We start from the raw sequence: 19,445 nt of genomic DNA, 5'->3' as shown, positions 1-19,445 counted from the left end.
TCCTCGCTATATCAGTAAAGCGCTTCTAGTAATACCGCTTTCATTTTCTTTACATTTCATTTATAATAACAGGTAAAGCGCTTAATCAAATCTTACAACGAACGAATAGGGAAATCAATCATTATTTCGAGGAGGAATTTATTTTATGTCCGTTTCCGCACAGCAGACGCCACACTGGGATACTGTTCTCCGCGTCTCTCCGATTTTGCTCATGGATCGTCTGGAGCCGTTTGATCCGATTCGAGTCGGCGTAACCGTTTTTGAAGCGACTGCTCCGTCGCCGTCGTTCGATCGGACCATCGTCGTCGATCCTGAGAAATATGCCATGGTCATTGAATACGCGATTTATTGGGATTACGACATTCAGCATATTTACGACTTGGAGCATGTATGGATCTATCTGGATCACGAAGGCCAGGTGGCCAACTGCGAAGCAAGCTTCCACGGACAATATAAAATCGGACTGCTGCGGGATCGCAGCAATCTGTCTGAGGACGGTCGCGTGAAGCTGTTCTCGCAGCCAGGCAAGCACGCCATGTCTCCGTTGGAAGAATTGTTCCGTCTACTGCCGAACGTCGAAAGCTGCTGTCAAGCTGAAGCCGGCGTTGACGGCGTTTTGGAAAACGAGCTGTTCCGCGGCCAATTCAAGTTCGGCGAACAAATCGACCAAATCGCGGAAGACCATCTGCGTACGTTCTGCTTCCAGCCAAGCTTCGACTACATTCCTTTCGAATGGAAACCTGGTACGTTCGTAACTTGGGATGAGCTGCGTGCGGAAATTCCGGGGCGGATGAAAGCTTTGCTGGCTACTTTGCAGTAGAAAATCGGATGATAGAGCAAAAAAAAACACGGAACGCCGTTGGCGCACCGTGTTTTTTTGCGTTTGAGGATTAGGGATGCTGTTGCTGCTGCTGCTGCTGATGCTGTTGCTGTTGCTGTTGCTGTTGCTGCTGCTCTACTGCAGCTAGTGCGCTCTACTGGCTGCTACTGACTGCGAATGTGAAACTCCCAGCCCAGCCAGCGCAAATTTTGCAGTAGCAAATCGCAGTATATTGGAATTAGGAACAACTCCAGACTTCTGGAACGAAATAATCGGCTCGGCTTAAACTATAAATCAGTGCTGACGGAAAAAGAAAGAACAGCGGAGGAACAGAGAATTCTGGAGAAACGAAAGTGGTCGCATTTAAAGCCAGATATTCACCGAAGTATACTTAAAACAAAGGGCTTTTACAGTAACGGAGAAACTCCCTGTCCCACAGCGCTCCCGCTCACTTGTAGTCAAGCACTGATTCCGTTTTAAAGCGGAATAACTGCATAAACGCATTTATTCCCTTCAGTTCTACCGACTTTCCGAGAAATAAATGCTGAAACGCAGTTATTTCCTTCACACTTCTATACCAAAGGATAATTCATCAAGAATAACTGCATTTTGGCAGTTATTCTTCCGTTTTCCTATTCTAGCGCTACAATAACTGCAAAAATGCAGTTATTTCTTCCAGAAACTGAAGCAGTGGTGGATGGGGTCCCACCTCTACGCTGAAAGATACGAGAGGTGACAAAAAGCTAGCAAGTATTCATTCTTCATTTTACTTAACGACGACGGACGGAGGCTTACTATATGGATATGGATTGTTTAGGCTGCAGAATCGCGAACGGCATAGAGGCGGGCGTACAAATCGTATATGAAAACGAAAAGATTGCCTGCATACTTGATATCGCTCCATTTAACGAGGGACATCTGCTCATACTGCCGAAAAAACATGTACTCGATGTCGAGGAATTGGATGACGAGACAGCCTCTGCCGTGATGAAAGCGTCGCAAAAGCTTTCCACTGCGCTGAAAAGCCTGTTTCGGCCAGACGGCATTACCATCTGTCAAAACGGCGGCAAATTTAACGATTTGCATCATTGTCATATGCATCTCATTCCTCGCTACGAAAGAGATGGATTCACCTGGAGCGAACCGCTCCATGCCCACGGGGCGGAGAAAAGACTCCGCGAGACGAAGGATAAATTGACGGGCTGGCTTGCCCATTCCTGATCTTTTCGCGCGCTTCTCCCAGCGCACGTTAAGGCGCCGAAGGCGCCGTGCGTCAGGACGCAGCACGATGGCGGCGATCGCACACCATCTAAAAAGCCGCGATCTGCGGAACCTCTTTTTAGGGAGGTTCCGCAGATCGCGGCTTTCTTATTACTCTACTTTATTGTCCGCGACCGTTACGTCGCTGCAAGCCGTTAGCCGAATGGCCGACAGTATGCCTGAGTGATCAGCAGCCTCAGTCGCTTTTGCAGAAGCGGCATCTGCTGTGGTCGCAATAGAAATTGTTCCGGTATCCGGACTTTTGCTCGCTTGCTCCCGTTCCGGCCTATCCTCGCCCCATACCACCGTATTCCCCTCAAACGTCAGTCCTTTGACGCTTTTCGCGTCCAAGACGAGCGTTGCCTCTTCCATCTCGAACCGGTTGTCCAAAATACGAATGCCGGTGTGCACCGGATTCCGCTCATCGACCTCCTCGTTCTCCGACAGCAGAGAAATGACCGCCAGCTCCTCCGTCCCGCAGCCGATAAAGCGGTTATACCTCACGGTCAGATCACGGACCGGCCCCGATTCAAACCAGTCAGCGGCATCGCCTGCTACAAGCACCCCGCTCATCCGCATCCGCTCGAACGTATTCCGCTCTACGACGGCCTTCCGCCCGCTCGTCACCAAAACGCCCCTTGTCGGGATGCGGGCGAAATGATTGTCCGTAACGACTACTTCCGGCGTCCAAGTCACGTTCTCAATGACATCGCCTTCCTTGATCCTGTCCGGTTTATTCCCTGAAAAGGTCAACAGCATATCCCGAAGGCCGATCATTTCGGCTCGTTCTACCCGATCTCTTCCTGCGCACACGAGCGAATGCGCCTTCACCCATTCGATTTCGTCGCCCGCTTCGAACGCGACAAAGCCGTACGTTTGCGGATGCATAAATCGGACAAGCGCCTGATTCGAAGCTGGAAAATCGATTATCCGAAGATAAGTGCCGTGTACATTGATTGCGTCATCATGCGCTCCGGCGAATCGGCTGCCGTCCACTTCTACCGTTCCTTTGCAGCCGGATAAATGGACAAAATCGGCGAATGCTGCAGCCGTTCTGCCCGTTTCCGCACGCGGCGACAAATCGATCCGCCGGAACGTCAAATTTTCGCTAAACTGACCGACAATTCCGAGTCCGTGCATAAAATGAACGCCGACCTCTTCCAAGCGGATATCCCGGCTGCGGTTAATGAACATCCCCACTTGATCGCGAATGCCGTCGCGAGATTGCACGACCCAGCCTTCTGCAAGCCGCGGAAGCCGCTCGCCGTACAACCGGATGCGTCCCGGCTCAAGCTCCTCGGCACGATCGGCTTCCTTGACAAAGTTATCGACGCGCCATGTCGTATTGCGTGCAGGGTCGCATAGCTGCACCGGTCCGTCGTCGAAGCGCCAGCCGTCGCCGGTCCAGAACAACCTGCCTCCGCTAATTTCATAGTGCGAGTCCGAGTGAACGCGGAAATCGGCATACCCTTCTCCCTGCTCATCCACTGTCATTTCTGTCACGGTCGGACGGGCGAAATCGGTGTGCAAACGTTGAATGACAACACGCTCGCAGCCGTCGAGCGCAAACATCGTCATTTTACCATGGAAGACAAATAGTGCTCCGCTGCCGTCAAGCGTAAAATCAGTTAAACCTTTCATATGAACGGCAATTGTTTTCGTGACATCGGGATTTTCCGATTCGCTCGCCGTATTTGTAATATAGTACAATGCCCTCGTTGCCTGCTCGGGATAAAAATCGTATCGTCCCGGCCGCACAACCAGCTTGACCGGTCCCGAAGCGGCAGCCGCTGCTTCCAGCGCCTGCCTCATAGCCGGCACGGCGTCCTGTCCGGTATCGGGAATGATGCCGAATTGATCGAATTGCAGTTCGGTAATCTCATTATTGCGCGTACTTGTCACGTTATGCTCCAGTCCTCTCCCCAGATGGTAATAATGCTCCGCCCGTAAGGCGGAGCATTCGCACAGCTGACGTTGCCGTTCAACCGCTTACTTGTTAAATTGTGCCATGGCTTCTGTCACTTCTGCAATTGCTTTTTGCAATCCTTTTGCTTCGTACCCTTTCAGTACCTCTTTCCACATCACGACCGGATCGTCGTTGCCGAGGATTACCCGCTTGAAATCATCGTCGAAGTTGATCGTCGACAGCTTATCTTTCGCCGGCGTGCTGAGCGTATAGATTTCGAATGCAGTTGGGATTGGTTCGGTATTTTCTTTCATCCATTTCAGCTCATCCTGTACAAATTGCACCGTTTCGTCGCCGAATGCAGCGCGGTTCGCCGCATTGTCTTCCAGAATCGCCGCGTTCCGCCAAGCAGCCAGCTGCGAAACGATGTCCATAGACGGATAGAGCTTTTTCAAATCGGTACCTTCTGGACGCGTAATCGTATAAGTGCCGTCGCTGGTTTTCGTGTAATCCTTGCCTTCGATGCCGTAATCGAACAGCTCCTTGCCTTCCGGCGAGAGCAGCCAGTCGTAAATACGCAAAATGCGTTCCAGCTTCTTGTCGTCGACATTCGCATTAATCATGCTTTCCGACCACCACGGGCTGTTGACGTTGCGGTATTTGACGCCGTTCGCGTCAGCCCATGGATGCAACACTTTTACATGGTCGAAGAAGTTTAGGCCCGGGTTATTTTTCTCCCATTCCGCTTTAATGCCCGATGAGCCAAATACGCTGTTCGTAGCGAAGGAAAGAGCACCCGCTTTGTTCTGATAAAACTTCTGATTGCTTTCTCCCGCTTTCGCAACCGCGAAGTCCGGATCGAGCGCTTTCTCTTTATAGAGAGCTCGCGCTTGGCGCAGCACCTCATCCATTTTCGCAGACGTATAGAAAGGCTTCCATTGTCCGTCTTCCTTCACCCATCCCTTGTTGCCGAATTCCGGGAACGTAGGCGCAAATACGTTTTTGAAATAACCAAACGTGTTCATAACGATACCTGTCGTATCGTTTTTGTTATTGCCGTCCGGATCTTTTTCGGCAAACGCTTTCAGCATCGCTTTAAATTCATCAAAGTTTTGCGGATCGGAAATGCCCAGCTTCTCCATCCAGTCTTTGCGGACAAATACCGCTCCGTCAACAGCCCATACTGCCCACATATCGTCACGCGGGAACGTCATGCGAGGAATCGCATAAAGCTTGCCGTCGCGTTTGATGCCGTCAATGCCTTCCGTTTGCATCGCGTCTTTCAGGTTTGGATAAGCGCTCAAGTCTTCCGGCAGCGCCTTGATCAGGTCTTGATTGACCCATTCGTTGTAAACGGCAGGCGTATCGCTGGTCAAGCTGTGCGTAATGATATCCGGCAATTGATCGGAAGCCGCCCATACCTGCGATTTTTCTTTATAGTTGTCCCAGCCGATGTCAATTGGCTTAAATGTCACGTTGAAATCGCTTTCGATCTTTTTCACCACATCGTCATGCGGCTCGAAGCCGACGCCGATCCCCCACCAAGATAACGATATATTCATATGCTCCTTGTAAGGACCGTCTACGGATGAACCTTCCGCTGACTGATTGATGTTCTCCGCTTTGTTGCCGGACCCGCATCCCGCCAGAAGCGACAGGATGAGGGCCGACGACAAGCCGACTGATGCAAGAAACTTCATTTTTTTCATGTCTCATATCCCCTTGTTGTCTTATTTTATAATAAAAGCAAGAAAGCTTCTATTACCCTTTTATGGAACCGATCATAACGCCCTTCGCGAAATGCTTTTGCATAAACGGATAGAGGCAAACGATCGGCAGTACGCTGACGACGAGCACCGCCATTTTCAGCATTTCCGGATGAAGGCCGCTGCTGCTTTGGACAACGATGCTGGTTGAAATGCTTGACAGCACCTGCTGATAGTTCGTCAGCAGCTCTCTTAACAGCGCTTGAAGCGGCAGCAAATTGACATTCGTCATAAACAGTACGCCGTGCCACCATTCATTCCAACGATCCACCGCATAGAACAGCGTAATGGTCGCCACCATCGGCATCGAAATCGGCAATACGATTTTGTACAGGATTTGAATGTCGTTGGCTCCGTCGATTTTGGCCGATTCTTCCAAACCGACAGGAAGCGTGCGGAAAAACGATATACAAATAATGAGGTAAAACGTGTTGATGGCAACCGGTAAAATCATGACGAACAAATTGTTGATCAAATGCAGGTTTTTCATCGTCAAGTAAAACGGAATGAGACCTCCGTTGAAAAACATCGTGAAGATGATACCCGACATGACAATCTTTTTACCTGGAAAACCGCCTTTGGACAGGACGTAGGCGCCGGTCAGCGTCACGAACAGGTTGACGAGGGTGCCCACGACCGTTACGAACAGCGTGACGAGGAACGCTTTCAGAAAGCGAGGCTCGTTGAAAATATAGCTGTACGCCGAGAAATCGAACGCCGTCGGAATCAGATAGACGACTTGCTTCGAGACGGCTACCGATGTGCTGAAAGACATCAGGAATACGTTGTAGAACGGGAAAATTGTACATATCGTCAACAGCATCAATACAGCATGAATGATGAGATCGGGGACGCTTATTTTTTTACGCTTCGCGGAAGGCCGTTGTACGACTTTATCGCTCTTTGGTTGTTGGACCGCTTCCATTACACGAGTCCCTCCTCGCCTAATTTTTTAACCACAAAGTTAGCTGTATAAAGCAGTGCGAAATTGAGAATTGCTTTGAAAAGGCCGACTGCCGTCGATACGCCGAAGCTTGCGCCCTCCGCAAAGGTTGAGCGGTACACGTACGTATCAATAATATCTCCGGTGCTGTATACAGCCGCGTTATACAAGTTGAATACTTGTTCGAACCCGCCGTTCATCGTGCTGCCAACAGCCAGAATGAGCAAGATCGCCGCTGTTCCCCGAATGGAAGGCCAGGTGATGGCGCGCAGCTGCTGGAATCGGTTTGCACCGTCCACTCTTGCGGCTTCGTATAGCTCCGGGTTGATCCCGGCGATAGCGGCCAAATAAATAATCGCGCTCCAGCCGACCTCTTTCCAAATATTCGAGAGAAAAATAAGCGGCCGGAACAGGTCCGGGTCTGTCAAAAACGGATGCTTCTCGTAGCCTAAAAAAGCAATCAGCTGATTCAAAACGCCCTCGGCGCTTAAAAAGTTGAACATGATGCCGCTTACAATGACCCACGAAATAAAATGCGGGAACGTGTAAACCGTCTGATAAACCCGCTTCAGCCTCCGCCCAGCCACTTCGTTAATAAGCAGCGCAAGAACGATTGCCGCAGGAAACTCCAGCGCGATGCGTCCGATACTGATAATGATTGTGTTGCGGAACGCCCGCCAGAAATCGCTTTGGCCGATCACTTCCCTGAAGTTGTCGAGCCCGATCCACGGACTGTTCAGAATGCCTTCTCGAATGTGATATTCCTTGAAGGCGAGCACGACGCCGTACATCGGTACATACTGAAAGATGATGAAGTAAAGTACGGTCGGAAGGAGCAACAAGTACAAGTATCTATTTTTGTACAGTTCCTTTCCTAATCTGAGCTTCATGATGGTTTCTCCTCCTAACAGTTGCGAAAAACGTTTCGATGAGGTTCATTATCCGCTCTGAAAGGGTTTTCAGGTATGTACGCGTTTTATCGAAATGTATTGAAATTGAAACCGCTCACAAAAAAAGAAAACCTCCCTAAGGAGATTTTCTAAAATAAATCCATATTGGTCTAAAATAAAGACATAGCATTATTCAGGCGTATGCCCTTCCCTGTATTGCGTCGGCGTTTGAGCGGTCAATTTTTTAAACAATCGCGTAAAATAAAAATAGTCGCGGTAGCCGATTTGCTCGGCAATTTCCTGTACGTTCGCGTCGCTTCGGACCAGCAGCTCGCAAGCATGATCGATGCGCAGGCGCGCCACGTAGGCTGTCAGCGTCTCGCCCGTCTCCTTCTTGAACAGCTGGCTAATGTAGCTTGGATTCAAGAAGAAACGGCTGGACAGCTGCTGCAGCGACAAATCGCTTGCGAAATTTTCGGTTACATACTGCAAAATCGGATTAAAGGCTTGATTTCTCGATTCCGTGACAGGAAACGCCTGCTGCTGAGATAAGCTGGCGTCAGCCATTCGGCTCAGTTCCTCCAGCATGGCGAATATGTCTGCAAACGTGCGGACTAATTGCTCGTAGCCGTACAGAATCGTCTCCTTCCGCTCCAAGTCGTACAGCAGCGATGCCGTCAAATTGTAAACTTTGAAGGCGTGACGTATATTCAGCTCCCCAGCGGCGAACAGTTCGCCGATTTGAACGAGCGACTCTTTAACCCCCTTGCCGTCTTTCCCTTCCGCCGCGGCGCGCAGCACAGCCAATCGGCCGTTCAACTCGCCCTCTCCCGCATTTCGCAGCCTGCTGACGCCAGTCGTGCCGGACACGAAGGATTGGTATGCAGCCGTATCCGCTTCCTGGAGCGCATTCGTTAGCGCTTGCCACTCCATCGTTTCGCTGCCGATCCCGATGCCGGACAAACCTTCAGGCAGAGCGGAACGCCATACGGGCAGCATGGACTCGGCTTGCTCGCGACTCATCATATAGGCGGCCTTGGCTGTACCAGTAACCAGCCTGACGATTCCGCTCTCCGGTAACGGCAGCTTCTCGGAGCCGAGAGCGACCACCGGAACGATGCCTTTCCGTATCCAGTCAAGCACGCCGGCCTCGCCGAGCGTCTTCAGCAGCCTCTCCTGCCGTTCGCCTTCCGGCTCGTCCAGCAGCCGTTGAAGCAGCTGTTCCTTGTCTGGTTTTGCGCCGCCGTCCAGCATTCCTTTCAGCTTGAGCAACACGCCGGCAATTTCCATCTCATCGAACGGTTTCAAGCAGTAGGCAACCGCGCCATACGACAGCGCCTTCTGCGCATAGGCGAACTCGGCGTAACCGCTGACCACGACGAACCGGATCGGCCGGTCCAGCGATTTTCCGCGGCGAATCAGTTCCAATCCGTTCATTTCGGGCATTCGAATGTCGGTAAAGACAACGTCCGGCTGACGCTCGCGAATCACGTCCAGCGCTTCGCCGCCGCTCGTCGCTTGTCCAACCACTTCAAAGCCGTACTGCCCCCAGTCGATTAAATCCTTCAAACTTTCGATGACCCAGCTTTCGTCGTCCACGATCAATGCTCTATACATGATTGTCTTCTCTCCTTTGACCGAACCTTAATCGGACTAACGTGCCTTGTCCAAGCTCACTATCGATTTCCATACCGTACGACTGGCCAAACATCAGCCTGATTCGGTTGTTCACGTTGACCATGCCAATGCTTCTGCGCATCTCCTCAGCTTCGCTGTAACCTGCAGGCGGTTGAGCGAGCATGGCGCGTATGTCCATGAGCCGTTCGGCTTCCATGCCCACCCCGTCGTCCTTAACTTCGATCACCAGCGTGCCTGCTTCGTCAATGAAACCTGCAATTTCGAGCGAGCAGCGCTTCAAGGTCGTCTCGATGCCGTGATAAACGGCGTTTTCGACGAGCGGTTGAAGAATCATTTTCGGAACGGTACGTTTGAGCGCATCATCTGTAAAACGGTACGTCGCCTCGAACCGGTCGGCAAAGCGAATTTGCTGAATTTGCACATACGATTTAATCATCAGCAATTCCTGCTGCAGCTCAATGACATCGGTGCCTTTCACGCTATACCGGAAAATGCTGGACAGCGAACGCGTCATCTTCTTAATTTTATCTTGTCCCTCAACGGCTGCCATACCCGTTATCGCTTCGAGCGTATTGTACAGAAAATGCGGATTGATCTGGCTTCTCAGAAAAGCGAGCTCTGACTTTTGGCGGGCCAGTTCCGTTCCGTACAGTTGCGTATTCGTCTCAAGCAGCTTTTGCGACAAGCTTTCGATTTCGCCCAGCATTCGGTTGAACTCGTAAGCCATCGTGCTGATTTCCATGTAGCCTTTCAGCGACAGCCGCTTGCCGAAGCTTAATTGGCCGCCTTGCTGAACGGTCGTCATGAACAGAATCATTTTTTTGAGCGGGCGCAAAATATTGTTAATAATAACGACAAACGGAATGGCCAGCAGCAGCAGACCAATGGCCAATATAATAAGCTCTTGCTTGCGGATCACCGCGAGATCGCGCAGCAATTCGTTTTTGGGCGCAACGCTCATAATGGAGGCGTCAATGGCCGGTATATCGACCGTTTGGACAACAAATTGCTTGCCCTGCCACCAGACGCTCCGGTCGTCGCTTTGTTTTCCGGGAAATTGCATCTCCGGCAGACTGCTGCCGGTCTCTGCGTCCGTATTGCTCGTAATGACTTTGAAGTAGCGGTCCAGCAAATAAATTTGCGTATTCGTTTGCTTGGTCGCATACTCCCTTTCGCCTACAAGCGCACGCGGACTGATAATAAAATAAAGCGTGCCCAGCTTGTCGTTAAACCGCTCGCCTTGCTGCACGTATGAAATCGTTGTCGCAAAGACGAGTCCGGTGCTCGTGCCATAAAGCGGACCAAACGGCTGCATCCCAACATAGTAAGCGTTTACTTTACCGGGCAACTGGTTGTTGAGCCGATCAGCGTACACGCCCCCTCCGTTAATATCGACATTTAGCCCGTTATCGCCGGCGATGACAATATCGAGAATGCCGTCCTTCAGCTCCTTCTGGCTGGAAAGCAGCACGTTCAGCTTCTTGAACAGCTCGAAGCGCGCGAGCGGGTCTGTCTCAACAAGATAGCTCTGGACTTCCGGATCGTATGAAATCGTTTGCATGATCCGGAACAGTACATCTTTGTTAGACGTCACATTGCGCTTTATCTCCGAAATCGTTTGCTCGACATACTCCTCATGGCTGCGGGTGATTACGCCGGACATCGTCGTGTACGAATGGTAAATAATAACGAGTATGACGAGAACGGCCGAAGCGGCCAACATTAGCAGCTGCGACCGGATCGACAATTTTCTTAGAAAAGTCATGTTGATTCATCCCCACAGACATATTGGCGAAACATATCGCCTATTATCGTCCCGGGAAGCGCATACGTCAAGACTTGACTAACGTATGCAAAAAAGCGCCCCCTTTGCGGGAGGCGCCGAATCCGCATAGTACTAATACTTCTTGCGTTTTAGTCGATTTCAGCTCAAAGCCGAAATTTGTGCTTGACTTGAATGAGAGGAAAGCGCTGCGGGACAAAGGATTCTTCCGATCGCCATAGCGGCAACTACCGTTTCTTCAGCATCCCTCTGACCCTCCACTTTTTCTCCTTTTCCGTCTATCGCTGATTTAGGTTTAATCCTGTAACTCTTTTGTTTCGATCAATTTATTCACTTTCCACCCAAAGTCATCTAAGTCTGCAACAACAAGGTGAATGCTGCGAAATGTTTTATTTTTGACGGAACCGTCGCCATAATAGATCGTGTAGCTCTCTTTTGTCGTTACCTCGTAACGGTCGTCTGCCTTTTTCATTACGTCCTCAACTTCGTAGCTAAGCAATTCTTCAGTAATTCCTTTTTTCTTAAGATACAAAATATAACTCGACTGTTCGTTATACACGTCACCCGAAGGATCTATGAATGGCTCGACGATCGAAAAATCGGAGGCGTTTACCGCTTCAATGCTTTTGTAACCGTAATCGCTCATAAACGAAGCAATCTCCTTTTCCGCACCCGTGAATTCATTGGCGGAGGAAGCCGGTGTCAATTGAATGACAATTTGGTGCATATAGCTTTTCATATCTTTCGTTACTTTCATATCGGAGAAATCCATGACGATCATTCGAATCAACCCATCTTGAATCTTGTAGTCGGACATCCAAGTATTGGTTTGCTCCGGCTGGATTTGGAGATTGCCATACAACTCGTCAACGATGCTTCGCGAATCGCCAGTAGGATTGAGATAGCGGACAACCGATCTCGCCAGTCTAAAAAAATCGGAGGAAACCTCATCGTTTGAGCTTTGCATGACGCTTGCTGTATCGATACCGTTTGGCCCGAAATGCACAGCAACGGAAGAGTCACCCATTTTCGCTGAATAGCTGTTTGGAGCTGCATCTCCGAAATCGGTCCAGTTTAAAATGCGCATTGTCGAACCTTCTTCCATGAGAAAGGAATTCACATCGACTCGAAATCGTTCCAATAGTTCCTCTTCTGTCAACGGGTTCTCGCTGGTTGCTGCGGCATCGTCATCCTGCAAGCGTTCAGCCGCTGAGTCGGAACTTCGAAGCTCGTTAGAGCGGCTGGCTGATGAGTCTGAGGTCCTGAGCTCCTTGCTTTTAGCAATTGCCCGATTCAAATAATCATTCGCTTCCGACGTGGGACGCAAACGTTTGGCTTCCTTAAAATATTCGACCGACTGTTCAAACTGGTCGTTGATGTAGGCGTCCTTTCCTTTTTGCATCAACGTGTCGTAATCCGTATCGTTATCGTTCCCGGAGCATCCCGCAATAAGAAGAAGGACAACGGATAACCAGAGGAAGCTGCGTACGCCTCTCATTCGTTACCGCCCTTCTTTTCTTTTTCATTTTCTTTTTCTTGTGCCGATCTCACTTTATTTATTTTTTGCTCGGCTCTGTCTTTCATGTCTTTACTTCCCAACAATTTCGCCTGCGTATAGGCATATTCGGCATGTTTATACTGCCGCTCCGCCTCAAGCGCATTGCCTGCAACCCAGAATTGCTCAGCACTTTGTGCATAGTTGATCAGAATAGCAGGATCGATATCGGCTATTTTACTGTACAAATTTTTACGGGTATCGCCTTCCAATTGATCGGCCAAATACAAACTGTAGTACATAGACGATTTCGATTTTAATTGCTCGGCCTTATCCGCCTTCATCTCTGAAAGCTTAAGCAGGTCGCCTGATTCCTGCAGCAATACGGCGGTATCAACGAGCGCGAACGCGTATTCCAAATAAATTTGTCCATTTTTCGGTTCATTCTTTTGCTTCTCGTCATACCATTTTTTTACCGTTTGAATCAATTGCTTTTTGCTGTTCTCCAACGCCTTATTCGCTTGGTTCGCTTGTGTTTTCGCAGCGGTTAGATTGCGGTTTGCCTGATCTAATTTCTTCTTGACGGTTGCCGGAGCGCCGCCAAACACAAAAACAGGTACATCTTGTCCAAATCTTCCTTTTGCCGTCGTTCGACCTATGTAATAATGCACACCCATCACGTAGCTGCCGTAAGCGATTTTTCCGCTGTCCGGATTTTTGACTAAAATATTGGTGCTGCTGCTTCCAGTCCAGCCCGGATGATTAACCGCTGCATTCGGGCTGAAAGCGCTGCCCCATACATAGAACGGGTCGCGTGAATTAATTTCTCCCGATATATAAAACACGGGTTCGCTATTGATGGCCGACTGATAATTGGCCTCCGCCGTTTTTACTTTCGATAATGCCGCCCCATACGCCTTCAATGACGAAGAATAGGCATTTCTCGCCTTTGTTTCCGCATCGCTAAGTTTGCGGCTTGAGTACGCCGGATACGGTATCGTACTGAAGGAAAACGGCAATTTTTCCGCAGCTTCTCTAAGCGACACCATCTTGGTCCCGGCAATTTCCACCGTTTTCAGCGTAACGCTCTCCCTTCCGCTGTTGATTATCGCTTTATCGCTTCCAGCGATCGACCAATTAACGCCAAACGCTTCCATAACGGCCCGTAGAGGGATAAATGTTTCGCCGTTTACGACTTGCGGCGTTGCGGTGGTGATGACGAGTTCACCATTGACCATCATCAGTTTTCCTTGCAGCAGCAGATGATTGTTCACTGCTTTCTCCTCAGAAACAACAGACGAACCTTGCTCCGTCGCTTCTTGGCTGTCTGCTCCATTTTCCGCGGATACGCCTGCAGAAAACAGTGTCCCTGTAAGGAGTATAAATGCGAGTCCCACTATCCCCAGTTTTCTTCCTATTGCTGTCATGCCGAACACTCTCCTTAGTCATGCGTGTAAGCAAAATACCGCCTGTTCAATTCGACATTGTAGCAAAGCAGCGCATTGCAATACGCTGTTGTAAATAAAAAAACGTTGTCGTTCAACCAACGACAACGTTTCTCCTTATTCAACTTCCGTATTCTTTAAGTGGCTCAAACTTTAAATCAGTGCTTGACGGAAAAAGTGAGAAAAGCGAAGGGGCAGAGGGATTCTCGAGAAACGATAGTGTTCGCCTTTAAAGCCCCGATTCCTACTACAAACTACGATTAAATAAAGGAATCGGGCTTTAACAGCGATCGCAAGAACCCTCTACCCCGCAGCGTTCCCTCTCATTGGAAGTCAAGCTCTGATTTCAGTTTTTAGCCCTTAAAATACATTTCCATCATCTTGGACAAAAAATGTTTAACTCGATCCCGAAGCCAGAGCGGCGACAGCAGCTCTACCCAATGCCGTTCTGAAAAGATCCAGAACAAAGCGCTCTCGGCATGTGCGACCGTGCATTCGTAGACGAGCCACTCTTCATCGGCTTCGATCATCCGGTGAACCGGAAATTTCGCTTTAAAATATGATTCAATAAAGGGTCTCATTCGCAGCTTGATCACGGTGCTGTTTTCGCCATAATGCATAAAAAAAGCGTAATTCGCGAATTCACCTGGTTTAAAATAATCGTTCCCATGCTGACTTATGGCAAATGACTCAGTGGTCGCTTCGCAACTCATGATTTGATCGATTCGAAAAATATTCCCTTCCACCCGCTTCGCTCCGACCGGTTCAGCGATTAAATAATAATAGCCTTCGTCATAGATAAGCGAATAAGGCTGCACTTCGAAATACTGCGTTTCCTTGTGGATGGTCCTATAGACAATTCGCATGGTTTGCTGTCTGACGATGCACTGGAACGACTTATCAATCAACTCAAACACCGGCCGCTCTAAAATCGGCTTGTAATGAAAGCGGTAGCTGCTTGCAAACTTCCTCAGCTTTTTTTGCTGTTCTGCCGAAAATGAACCGATAATAAAGCTTTCAGCTTGCTGCATCTCCTCGCTGCATAGTCCCCTGCTCCCATACAAAGTCATTAACGTAATTAATGCGCTGCTGAAACGACTGCTTGCGTCTGTTTCATCCACACCGACCAGCTTATAACTTTTTTGCGAGCGTTTGTAGGCAATTTCGTATGGCTGATGCATCAGTTCGTTCCGAATGATAGCGATATCTTTCTTGATCGTCTCGGCATGTTTGCCATATGTAGCGCATAACTCTTGCACAGACAGCTCCTCGCCGTCAAGCAGTCGCAATAAGATTTGCACGACGCGGCTTAATGAGTTCGTGGATTCCATCACCGTTACTTCCCATCTCCCGAAATACTCTCCGTTTTTTTCGCCAATATTTCCTTCATTGTCTGCTCCGCATCGGCCAACCCTTGTTTAATGGGCTTGCGGCCGCGAAGCATCGCTTCCATCTCCCTGCCCAGAGCCGCCTCGAATGAGGTCGCGTAAGGCACACGGACCGGGTAGCGCTCCGCCAGCAGTTGGGCTTGCGCAGCCGCTTGGACGGGATTCCGTTCCAGAAACGCCTGGTGACTGTCCAACTTTTCAACACTAACACGAACGGGCAAATACCCCGTTTGCTCCGACCAATAAGCGCTGTTTTCGGATTCGGTCAAATAAGTCATGTAGGCCCAGGCGCCAAGCTTCGCTTCTTCCGAGGCGGAGTTGAACAGGGTCAAATTAGCACCTTGAATATAGGCGACGCTAACCTTGCCTTTCGGCAAAACGGCCGTCGACCATTCAAAGCTATCGCCTACCGCCTTGCCTACAAACGGAATTCCGGCAGACGAGCCGACATACATAGCCACATCACCACGGCCAAACGGTACCGACATATATTGGTCCTCTCCGGCGAGCCGCGCAATTCCTTCCTCCAGCATGTCCTTGACGAAAGCAACGCCCGCATACCCTTCCGGTGTATGAAAAGCGGGCTGCTTCGCAGACGGATCGAAAAACTCGCCCCCCGCCTGCCAGACGTAATTGGAAAGCTCCATAAAAATCGCATTTTCAAAGCCGGTGCCTGTAACTTTGCCCGCTCCTCCAGGCTTCGTCATCGTCAGCTTGCGCGCCGCTTCATTCCATTCCTCCCATGTGGAAGGTACGCTGATGCCGACTGCCTCCAGCATCGTTTTATTGTAGTAAAGAATCTGTACGCTTTTGTTAAACGGCAAGCTGTAATAACGTCCGTCCCACTTGTTTTCTGCTCGAAAAGCCGGATAAATATCATTAATGCGCGCTTGGTCCCATCCTACTAGCGGATCTTCCATGTATAGACTTAAACTTTGAACCAAACCGGCTTGAACGAACTCGTCGTTCCACTCGGCATAAGTTTGAGCGATCACGGGAAGATCGCCTGAACGGGCTGCGGCGGCAAGCTTCTGCTGGAGCACGCTGTAATTCCCTTGATTTACAAGCTTTATATGTACATCTGTGGAAGTAGCGTTAAAACGTTCTGTCAGCTGCTGCAGCGTTTTTTCCAAATCGCCGCTCATCGCATGCCAGAAAACAACGTCTACCGGCTCTTCTGTTTGCCGATTGCCAGCTGCATCTTTGCTTGCCGAACAGCCGGAAAGGCCAACTAGCACCAAAATCAACAGCAATATCTTTATGTGTTTTATATTCATGCTGCAATGTAGCTCCTTAGAGTAATTGAAAAAAAAATCAATGTCTTTTTTCCCGTTTGATCGGACTGTTCAAAACGAGGCTTATTCTTTTAGAAAGCAACCCAAATAAAATAATAATAGGCAAAACCGTCATCACTGAGGCTGCCATCAACAGCTCGTATGCCGTGCCGGCTTCATGGCTGAACGCCTGCAAGCCGGCCTGCAGCGTCCTCATTTCAACACGATTCGTAACCATCACTGGCCACATAAACGCATTCCAGCTTGCGATAGCTTTCAACATCATCAGCATATGAATCACAGGCACAGATAATGGAAGCAGCACTTTGGTCAAATAGTAAAATGGACCAACACCGTCTGCGCGTGCTGCATAATCGTATTGCCGCGGAATGGAAGAAAAATGTTGTACGAGCATAAATACCGATACGCCGTTCGTCAGCCAAGGCACAATCATCGCCTCATACCGGTCAATCCACCCCAGCCGCATAGCGGTCAAATAGTTTGGTAGAAGAAGCAGTTCTTCCGGCAAAAACATGGAAGCGATGAATAAGGCGAAAATCGTTTTTTTGCCGTAAAAATGTAGTTTGGCAAAGGCGAAGGCGGCAAATACAGTGATTGCCGTCCCGCCTATCGCGCTTACTGCCGTAACGAACAAACTATTTCCCATATAGGTTAAAAATGGCATGCTTTCGAAAACAGTCATATAGTTTTCCCAAACCGGACGGGCGGGCAGCCACACAAACCGGAACACTTCTTTGCCTGATTTCAAGGAAGTCGATATCATCCAAAAAAAGGGCATTGCCATTAATCCGGCGCTTGCAACTAGTGCGGCATCAAGCAAATATCCGCTTAGTTTTCGGCTGAAGGCGTGCATTCGCAAGTCGAACATCCCCATTCTCAGTAAAAGTTCCTGCCCATTCGTTTGCGAAACAGCCAGAACTGCCAAAGCGACATGCTGAACATGACCGCAAAAAGGATGTAAGCGGCGGCTGATGCGATGCCGTAATTCGACTGTCCATAAAATTTCTCATACACATAAAACATGACCGTCATCGCGCTGTCCATCGGTCCCGAACCGCCGCCAAATAAAGCATAAGCTTCGTCGAACGTTTTTCCGGCATGTACGATCGCATTGACGACACAAAATAATAGCGTAGGCGCAAGTAAAGGCAATGTTACCTTGGTCCAGCGAGACCAAACCGTCACCCCGTCTGCGCGGGCCGCTCTCTCGAATTCGGATGGAATGCTTTGCAGCCCGATCCATAACAAGAGGACGTTATAACCGAGACTTCTCCAAATGATAAATAGAATAAGCGCAGGAAGAGCCCATTCGGAAGAAGTCAGCCATGAGACGGCCGGCAATCCGATACGACTCAGTCCCGTATTTATCAATCCGTATTCCGTATGATACAGCCACCGCCAAGCCAGAGAGGCGGCAACCACAGAGGTAACAAGAGGAAGAAAATAGGCGGACTGGACGTAGCGCTTCAAATGAATTCGCGCCCGCAGACCGCTGGCAATGACTAACGCAAGTAGAAGCGAAACGGGCACGACACCCGCAATCACTATCAACGTATTTTTCATTGCAGCGTGGAACAGCGGATCGCTCCATACGATTTTATAATTGCCGATACCGCGCTCGGCTTCAGCTCCGTAGATGAATTCGCCGTTCACGTTTAAGCTTTCGTCGAACGTATAATAGACCGGATAAATACAAAACAAACCAATAACAATAGCGGCTGGAAGCAAATAAAGCAACGCATGCAATGTACTGCTCCAAGTCGGTTTCCCGTTCATCGTCGTCCCTCGAAAGCTGCAAGTATGCCTGACCAACTTGGCAAGCTCTCCAGTCTAAGTCCAGACTTGCGGTCAAACGGATGCCGCTTTTCCTTTATAGCACCAAGCTGAACAGTTTGTCCCACGATTACGTCCGTATCTTTAGCGCACACCCAGTTGATTGTCGATTCGCCAGGACCATTAATCTTTACCAGTAAGTCTCTGCCCGATAACTGGACTGATCTGACTTCACCCGAGATCAAAGCTTCATCTCGTGTTGTCATCATCCAATCCTCTGGACGAACTCCGACGACGAATGCCTCCTCTGCCATCAATAAATTGATGGGAGGATGACCGAGCAGCATAGCTGTCTCTACACATTGCGGGCAATCGTATAAATTGTTGGGCTTGCCATATTGAAGCAATCTGCCGCCCGACATCACCATAATCGAATCGGATAGGCTAAGCGCTTCTTCTTGATCATGCGTAACGAAAAGCGTCGTAATACCTGATTCTCGCTGAATACGGCGCAGCTCGTCCCGCAATTCGAAACGCAACTGGCTGTCTATACTCGAAAAAGGCTCGTCCATCAGCAAGACGTCCGGCTGTTTGACGAGCGCTCTCGCAATAGCCGCTCGCTGCTGCTGTCCTCCTGATAGCTGCCGCGGCTTGCGCTCCAACAAATGCTCGATGCGCAGCATTTCAGCGACCGATTTGATTTGTTTTGCTTTCTCCGCTTTCGTTCCTTTTCTCGCTGACAAAGGAAATCCGATATTTTCATAGACCGTCATATGCGGATAAAGCGAGTACTGTTGAAAGACCATGCCGACATTGCGCTTTTCCGTCTTTTTCGCATTGACAAGCTCGTCGTCAAATCGAATTTCGCCGCCTGATAAATCAACCAAACCCGCAATCGCCAGCAGTGTAGTGCTCTTTCCGCAACCGCTTGGCCCGAGCAAAGATACAAACGATCCGCTAGGGATCGTTGCGGTCAATCCCTCGATGGCGGGATCTCCCCCGTAGGATACGGTCAAGTCCGTCAATTGAAGCTCCAGCTGTTC

General features: G+C 49.6%; 15 protein-coding genes. 2 read left to right on the top strand and 13 right to left on the bottom strand.

The genetic code is table 11. The features are described 5' to 3' along the window. Nucleotides 1-145: 145 nt before the first annotated feature. Nucleotides 146-820, top strand: coding sequence for a hypothetical protein (locus ACFVTB_RS00140; protein ID WP_387743360.1), 675 nt, complete (start codon nucleotides 146-148; stop codon nucleotides 818-820). Nucleotides 821-1,624: 804 nt separating this feature from the next. Further along, nucleotides 1,625-2,041 (top strand): HIT family protein, encoded by a 417-nt coding sequence (locus tag ACFVTB_RS00135; protein ID WP_387744866.1) that lies wholly within the window; start codon nucleotides 1,625-1,627, stop codon nucleotides 2,039-2,041. Nucleotides 2,042-2,191: 150 nt separating this feature from the next. Here ACFVTB_RS00135 and ACFVTB_RS00130 read toward each other — a convergent pair whose 3' ends face one another. The 13 genes from ACFVTB_RS00130 to ACFVTB_RS00070 all read right to left on the bottom strand — a co-directional run bounded on the left by ACFVTB_RS00130 (nucleotide 2,192) and on the right by ACFVTB_RS00070 (nucleotide 19,427). After that, on the bottom strand, nucleotides 2,192-3,982 hold the full coding sequence (locus tag ACFVTB_RS00130; RefSeq protein ID WP_387743358.1) for an alpha-1,3-galactosidase-related protein: 1,791 nt from the start codon (nucleotides 3,980-3,982) through the stop codon (nucleotides 2,192-2,194). A gap of 87 nt (nucleotides 3,983-4,069) precedes the next feature. Beyond that, complete coding sequence (locus ACFVTB_RS00125; RefSeq protein WP_387743356.1) at nucleotides 4,070-5,695, bottom strand: type 2 periplasmic-binding domain-containing protein; 1,626 nt, start codon at nucleotides 5,693-5,695, stop codon at nucleotides 4,070-4,072. 52 nt (nucleotides 5,696-5,747) lie between these two features. Beyond that, complete coding sequence (locus tag ACFVTB_RS00120) at nucleotides 5,748-6,677, bottom strand: carbohydrate ABC transporter permease (protein WP_387743353.1); 930 nt, start codon at nucleotides 6,675-6,677, stop codon at nucleotides 5,748-5,750. After that, nucleotides 6,677-7,585, bottom strand: a complete 909-nt coding sequence (locus tag ACFVTB_RS00115) for an ABC transporter permease (protein WP_387743350.1) — start codon at nucleotides 7,583-7,585, stop codon at nucleotides 6,677-6,679. The genes ACFVTB_RS00120 and ACFVTB_RS00115 overlap by 1 nt, the downstream gene beginning before the upstream one ends. Nucleotides 7,586-7,774: 189 nt before the next feature. Next, nucleotides 7,775-9,202: a response regulator transcription factor gene (locus ACFVTB_RS00110; protein WP_387743348.1), complete on the bottom strand. Its 1,428-nt coding sequence runs from the start codon at nucleotides 9,200-9,202 to the stop codon at nucleotides 7,775-7,777. Continuing rightward, nucleotides 9,195-10,988, bottom strand: coding sequence for a sensor histidine kinase (locus ACFVTB_RS00105; protein WP_387743345.1), 1,794 nt, complete (start codon nucleotides 10,986-10,988; stop codon nucleotides 9,195-9,197). The genes ACFVTB_RS00110 and ACFVTB_RS00105 overlap by 8 nt, the downstream gene beginning before the upstream one ends. Nucleotides 10,989-11,301: 313 nt before the next feature. Further along, entirely contained in the window at nucleotides 11,302-12,504 is a 1,203-nt protein-coding gene (locus ACFVTB_RS00100) for a TcaA NTF2-like domain-containing protein (RefSeq protein WP_387743343.1), read from the bottom strand. Continuing rightward, on the bottom strand, nucleotides 12,501-13,928 hold the full coding sequence (locus ACFVTB_RS00095; RefSeq protein WP_387743340.1) for a stalk domain-containing protein: 1,428 nt from the start codon (nucleotides 13,926-13,928) through the stop codon (nucleotides 12,501-12,503). The genes ACFVTB_RS00100 and ACFVTB_RS00095 overlap by 4 nt, the downstream gene beginning before the upstream one ends. A 371-nt stretch (nucleotides 13,929-14,299) precedes the next feature. Further along, nucleotides 14,300-15,277, bottom strand: coding sequence for a helix-turn-helix transcriptional regulator (locus ACFVTB_RS00090; protein ID WP_387743338.1), 978 nt, complete (start codon nucleotides 15,275-15,277; stop codon nucleotides 14,300-14,302). Between the two features lie 5 nt (nucleotides 15,278-15,282). Then, the gene (locus ACFVTB_RS00085; RefSeq protein WP_387743335.1) at nucleotides 15,283-16,611 is read right to left on the bottom strand and encodes an ABC transporter substrate-binding protein; all 1,329 of its coding nucleotides are present in this window, start codon (nucleotides 16,609-16,611) and stop codon (nucleotides 15,283-15,285) included. 37 nt (nucleotides 16,612-16,648) lie between these two features. After that, nucleotides 16,649-17,503 carry a carbohydrate ABC transporter permease gene (locus ACFVTB_RS00080; protein ID WP_387743332.1) on the bottom strand — a complete coding sequence of 285 codons (855 nt, stop codon included), beginning with the start codon at nucleotides 17,501-17,503 and terminating at the stop codon, nucleotides 16,649-16,651. Nucleotides 17,504-17,505: 2 nt separating this feature from the next. Further along, nucleotides 17,506-18,405 carry a carbohydrate ABC transporter permease gene (locus tag ACFVTB_RS00075; protein WP_387743330.1) on the bottom strand — a complete coding sequence of 300 codons (900 nt, stop codon included), beginning with the start codon at nucleotides 18,403-18,405 and terminating at the stop codon, nucleotides 17,506-17,508. Further along, the gene (locus tag ACFVTB_RS00070) at nucleotides 18,402-19,427 is read right to left on the bottom strand and encodes an ABC transporter ATP-binding protein (RefSeq protein ID WP_387743327.1); all 1,026 of its coding nucleotides are present in this window, start codon (nucleotides 19,425-19,427) and stop codon (nucleotides 18,402-18,404) included. The genes ACFVTB_RS00075 and ACFVTB_RS00070 overlap by 4 nt, the downstream gene beginning before the upstream one ends. Nucleotides 19,428-19,445 lie beyond the last annotated feature (18 nt).

The organism is Paenibacillus sp. NPDC058071 (assembly GCF_042885235.1).
In the GTDB taxonomy this organism is placed as follows: domain Bacteria; phylum Bacillota; class Bacilli; order Paenibacillales; family Paenibacillaceae; genus Pristimantibacillus.
The sequence above is the reverse complement of the archived record's forward strand: the minus strand, read 5'-3'. Positions and strand labels throughout refer to the sequence as shown.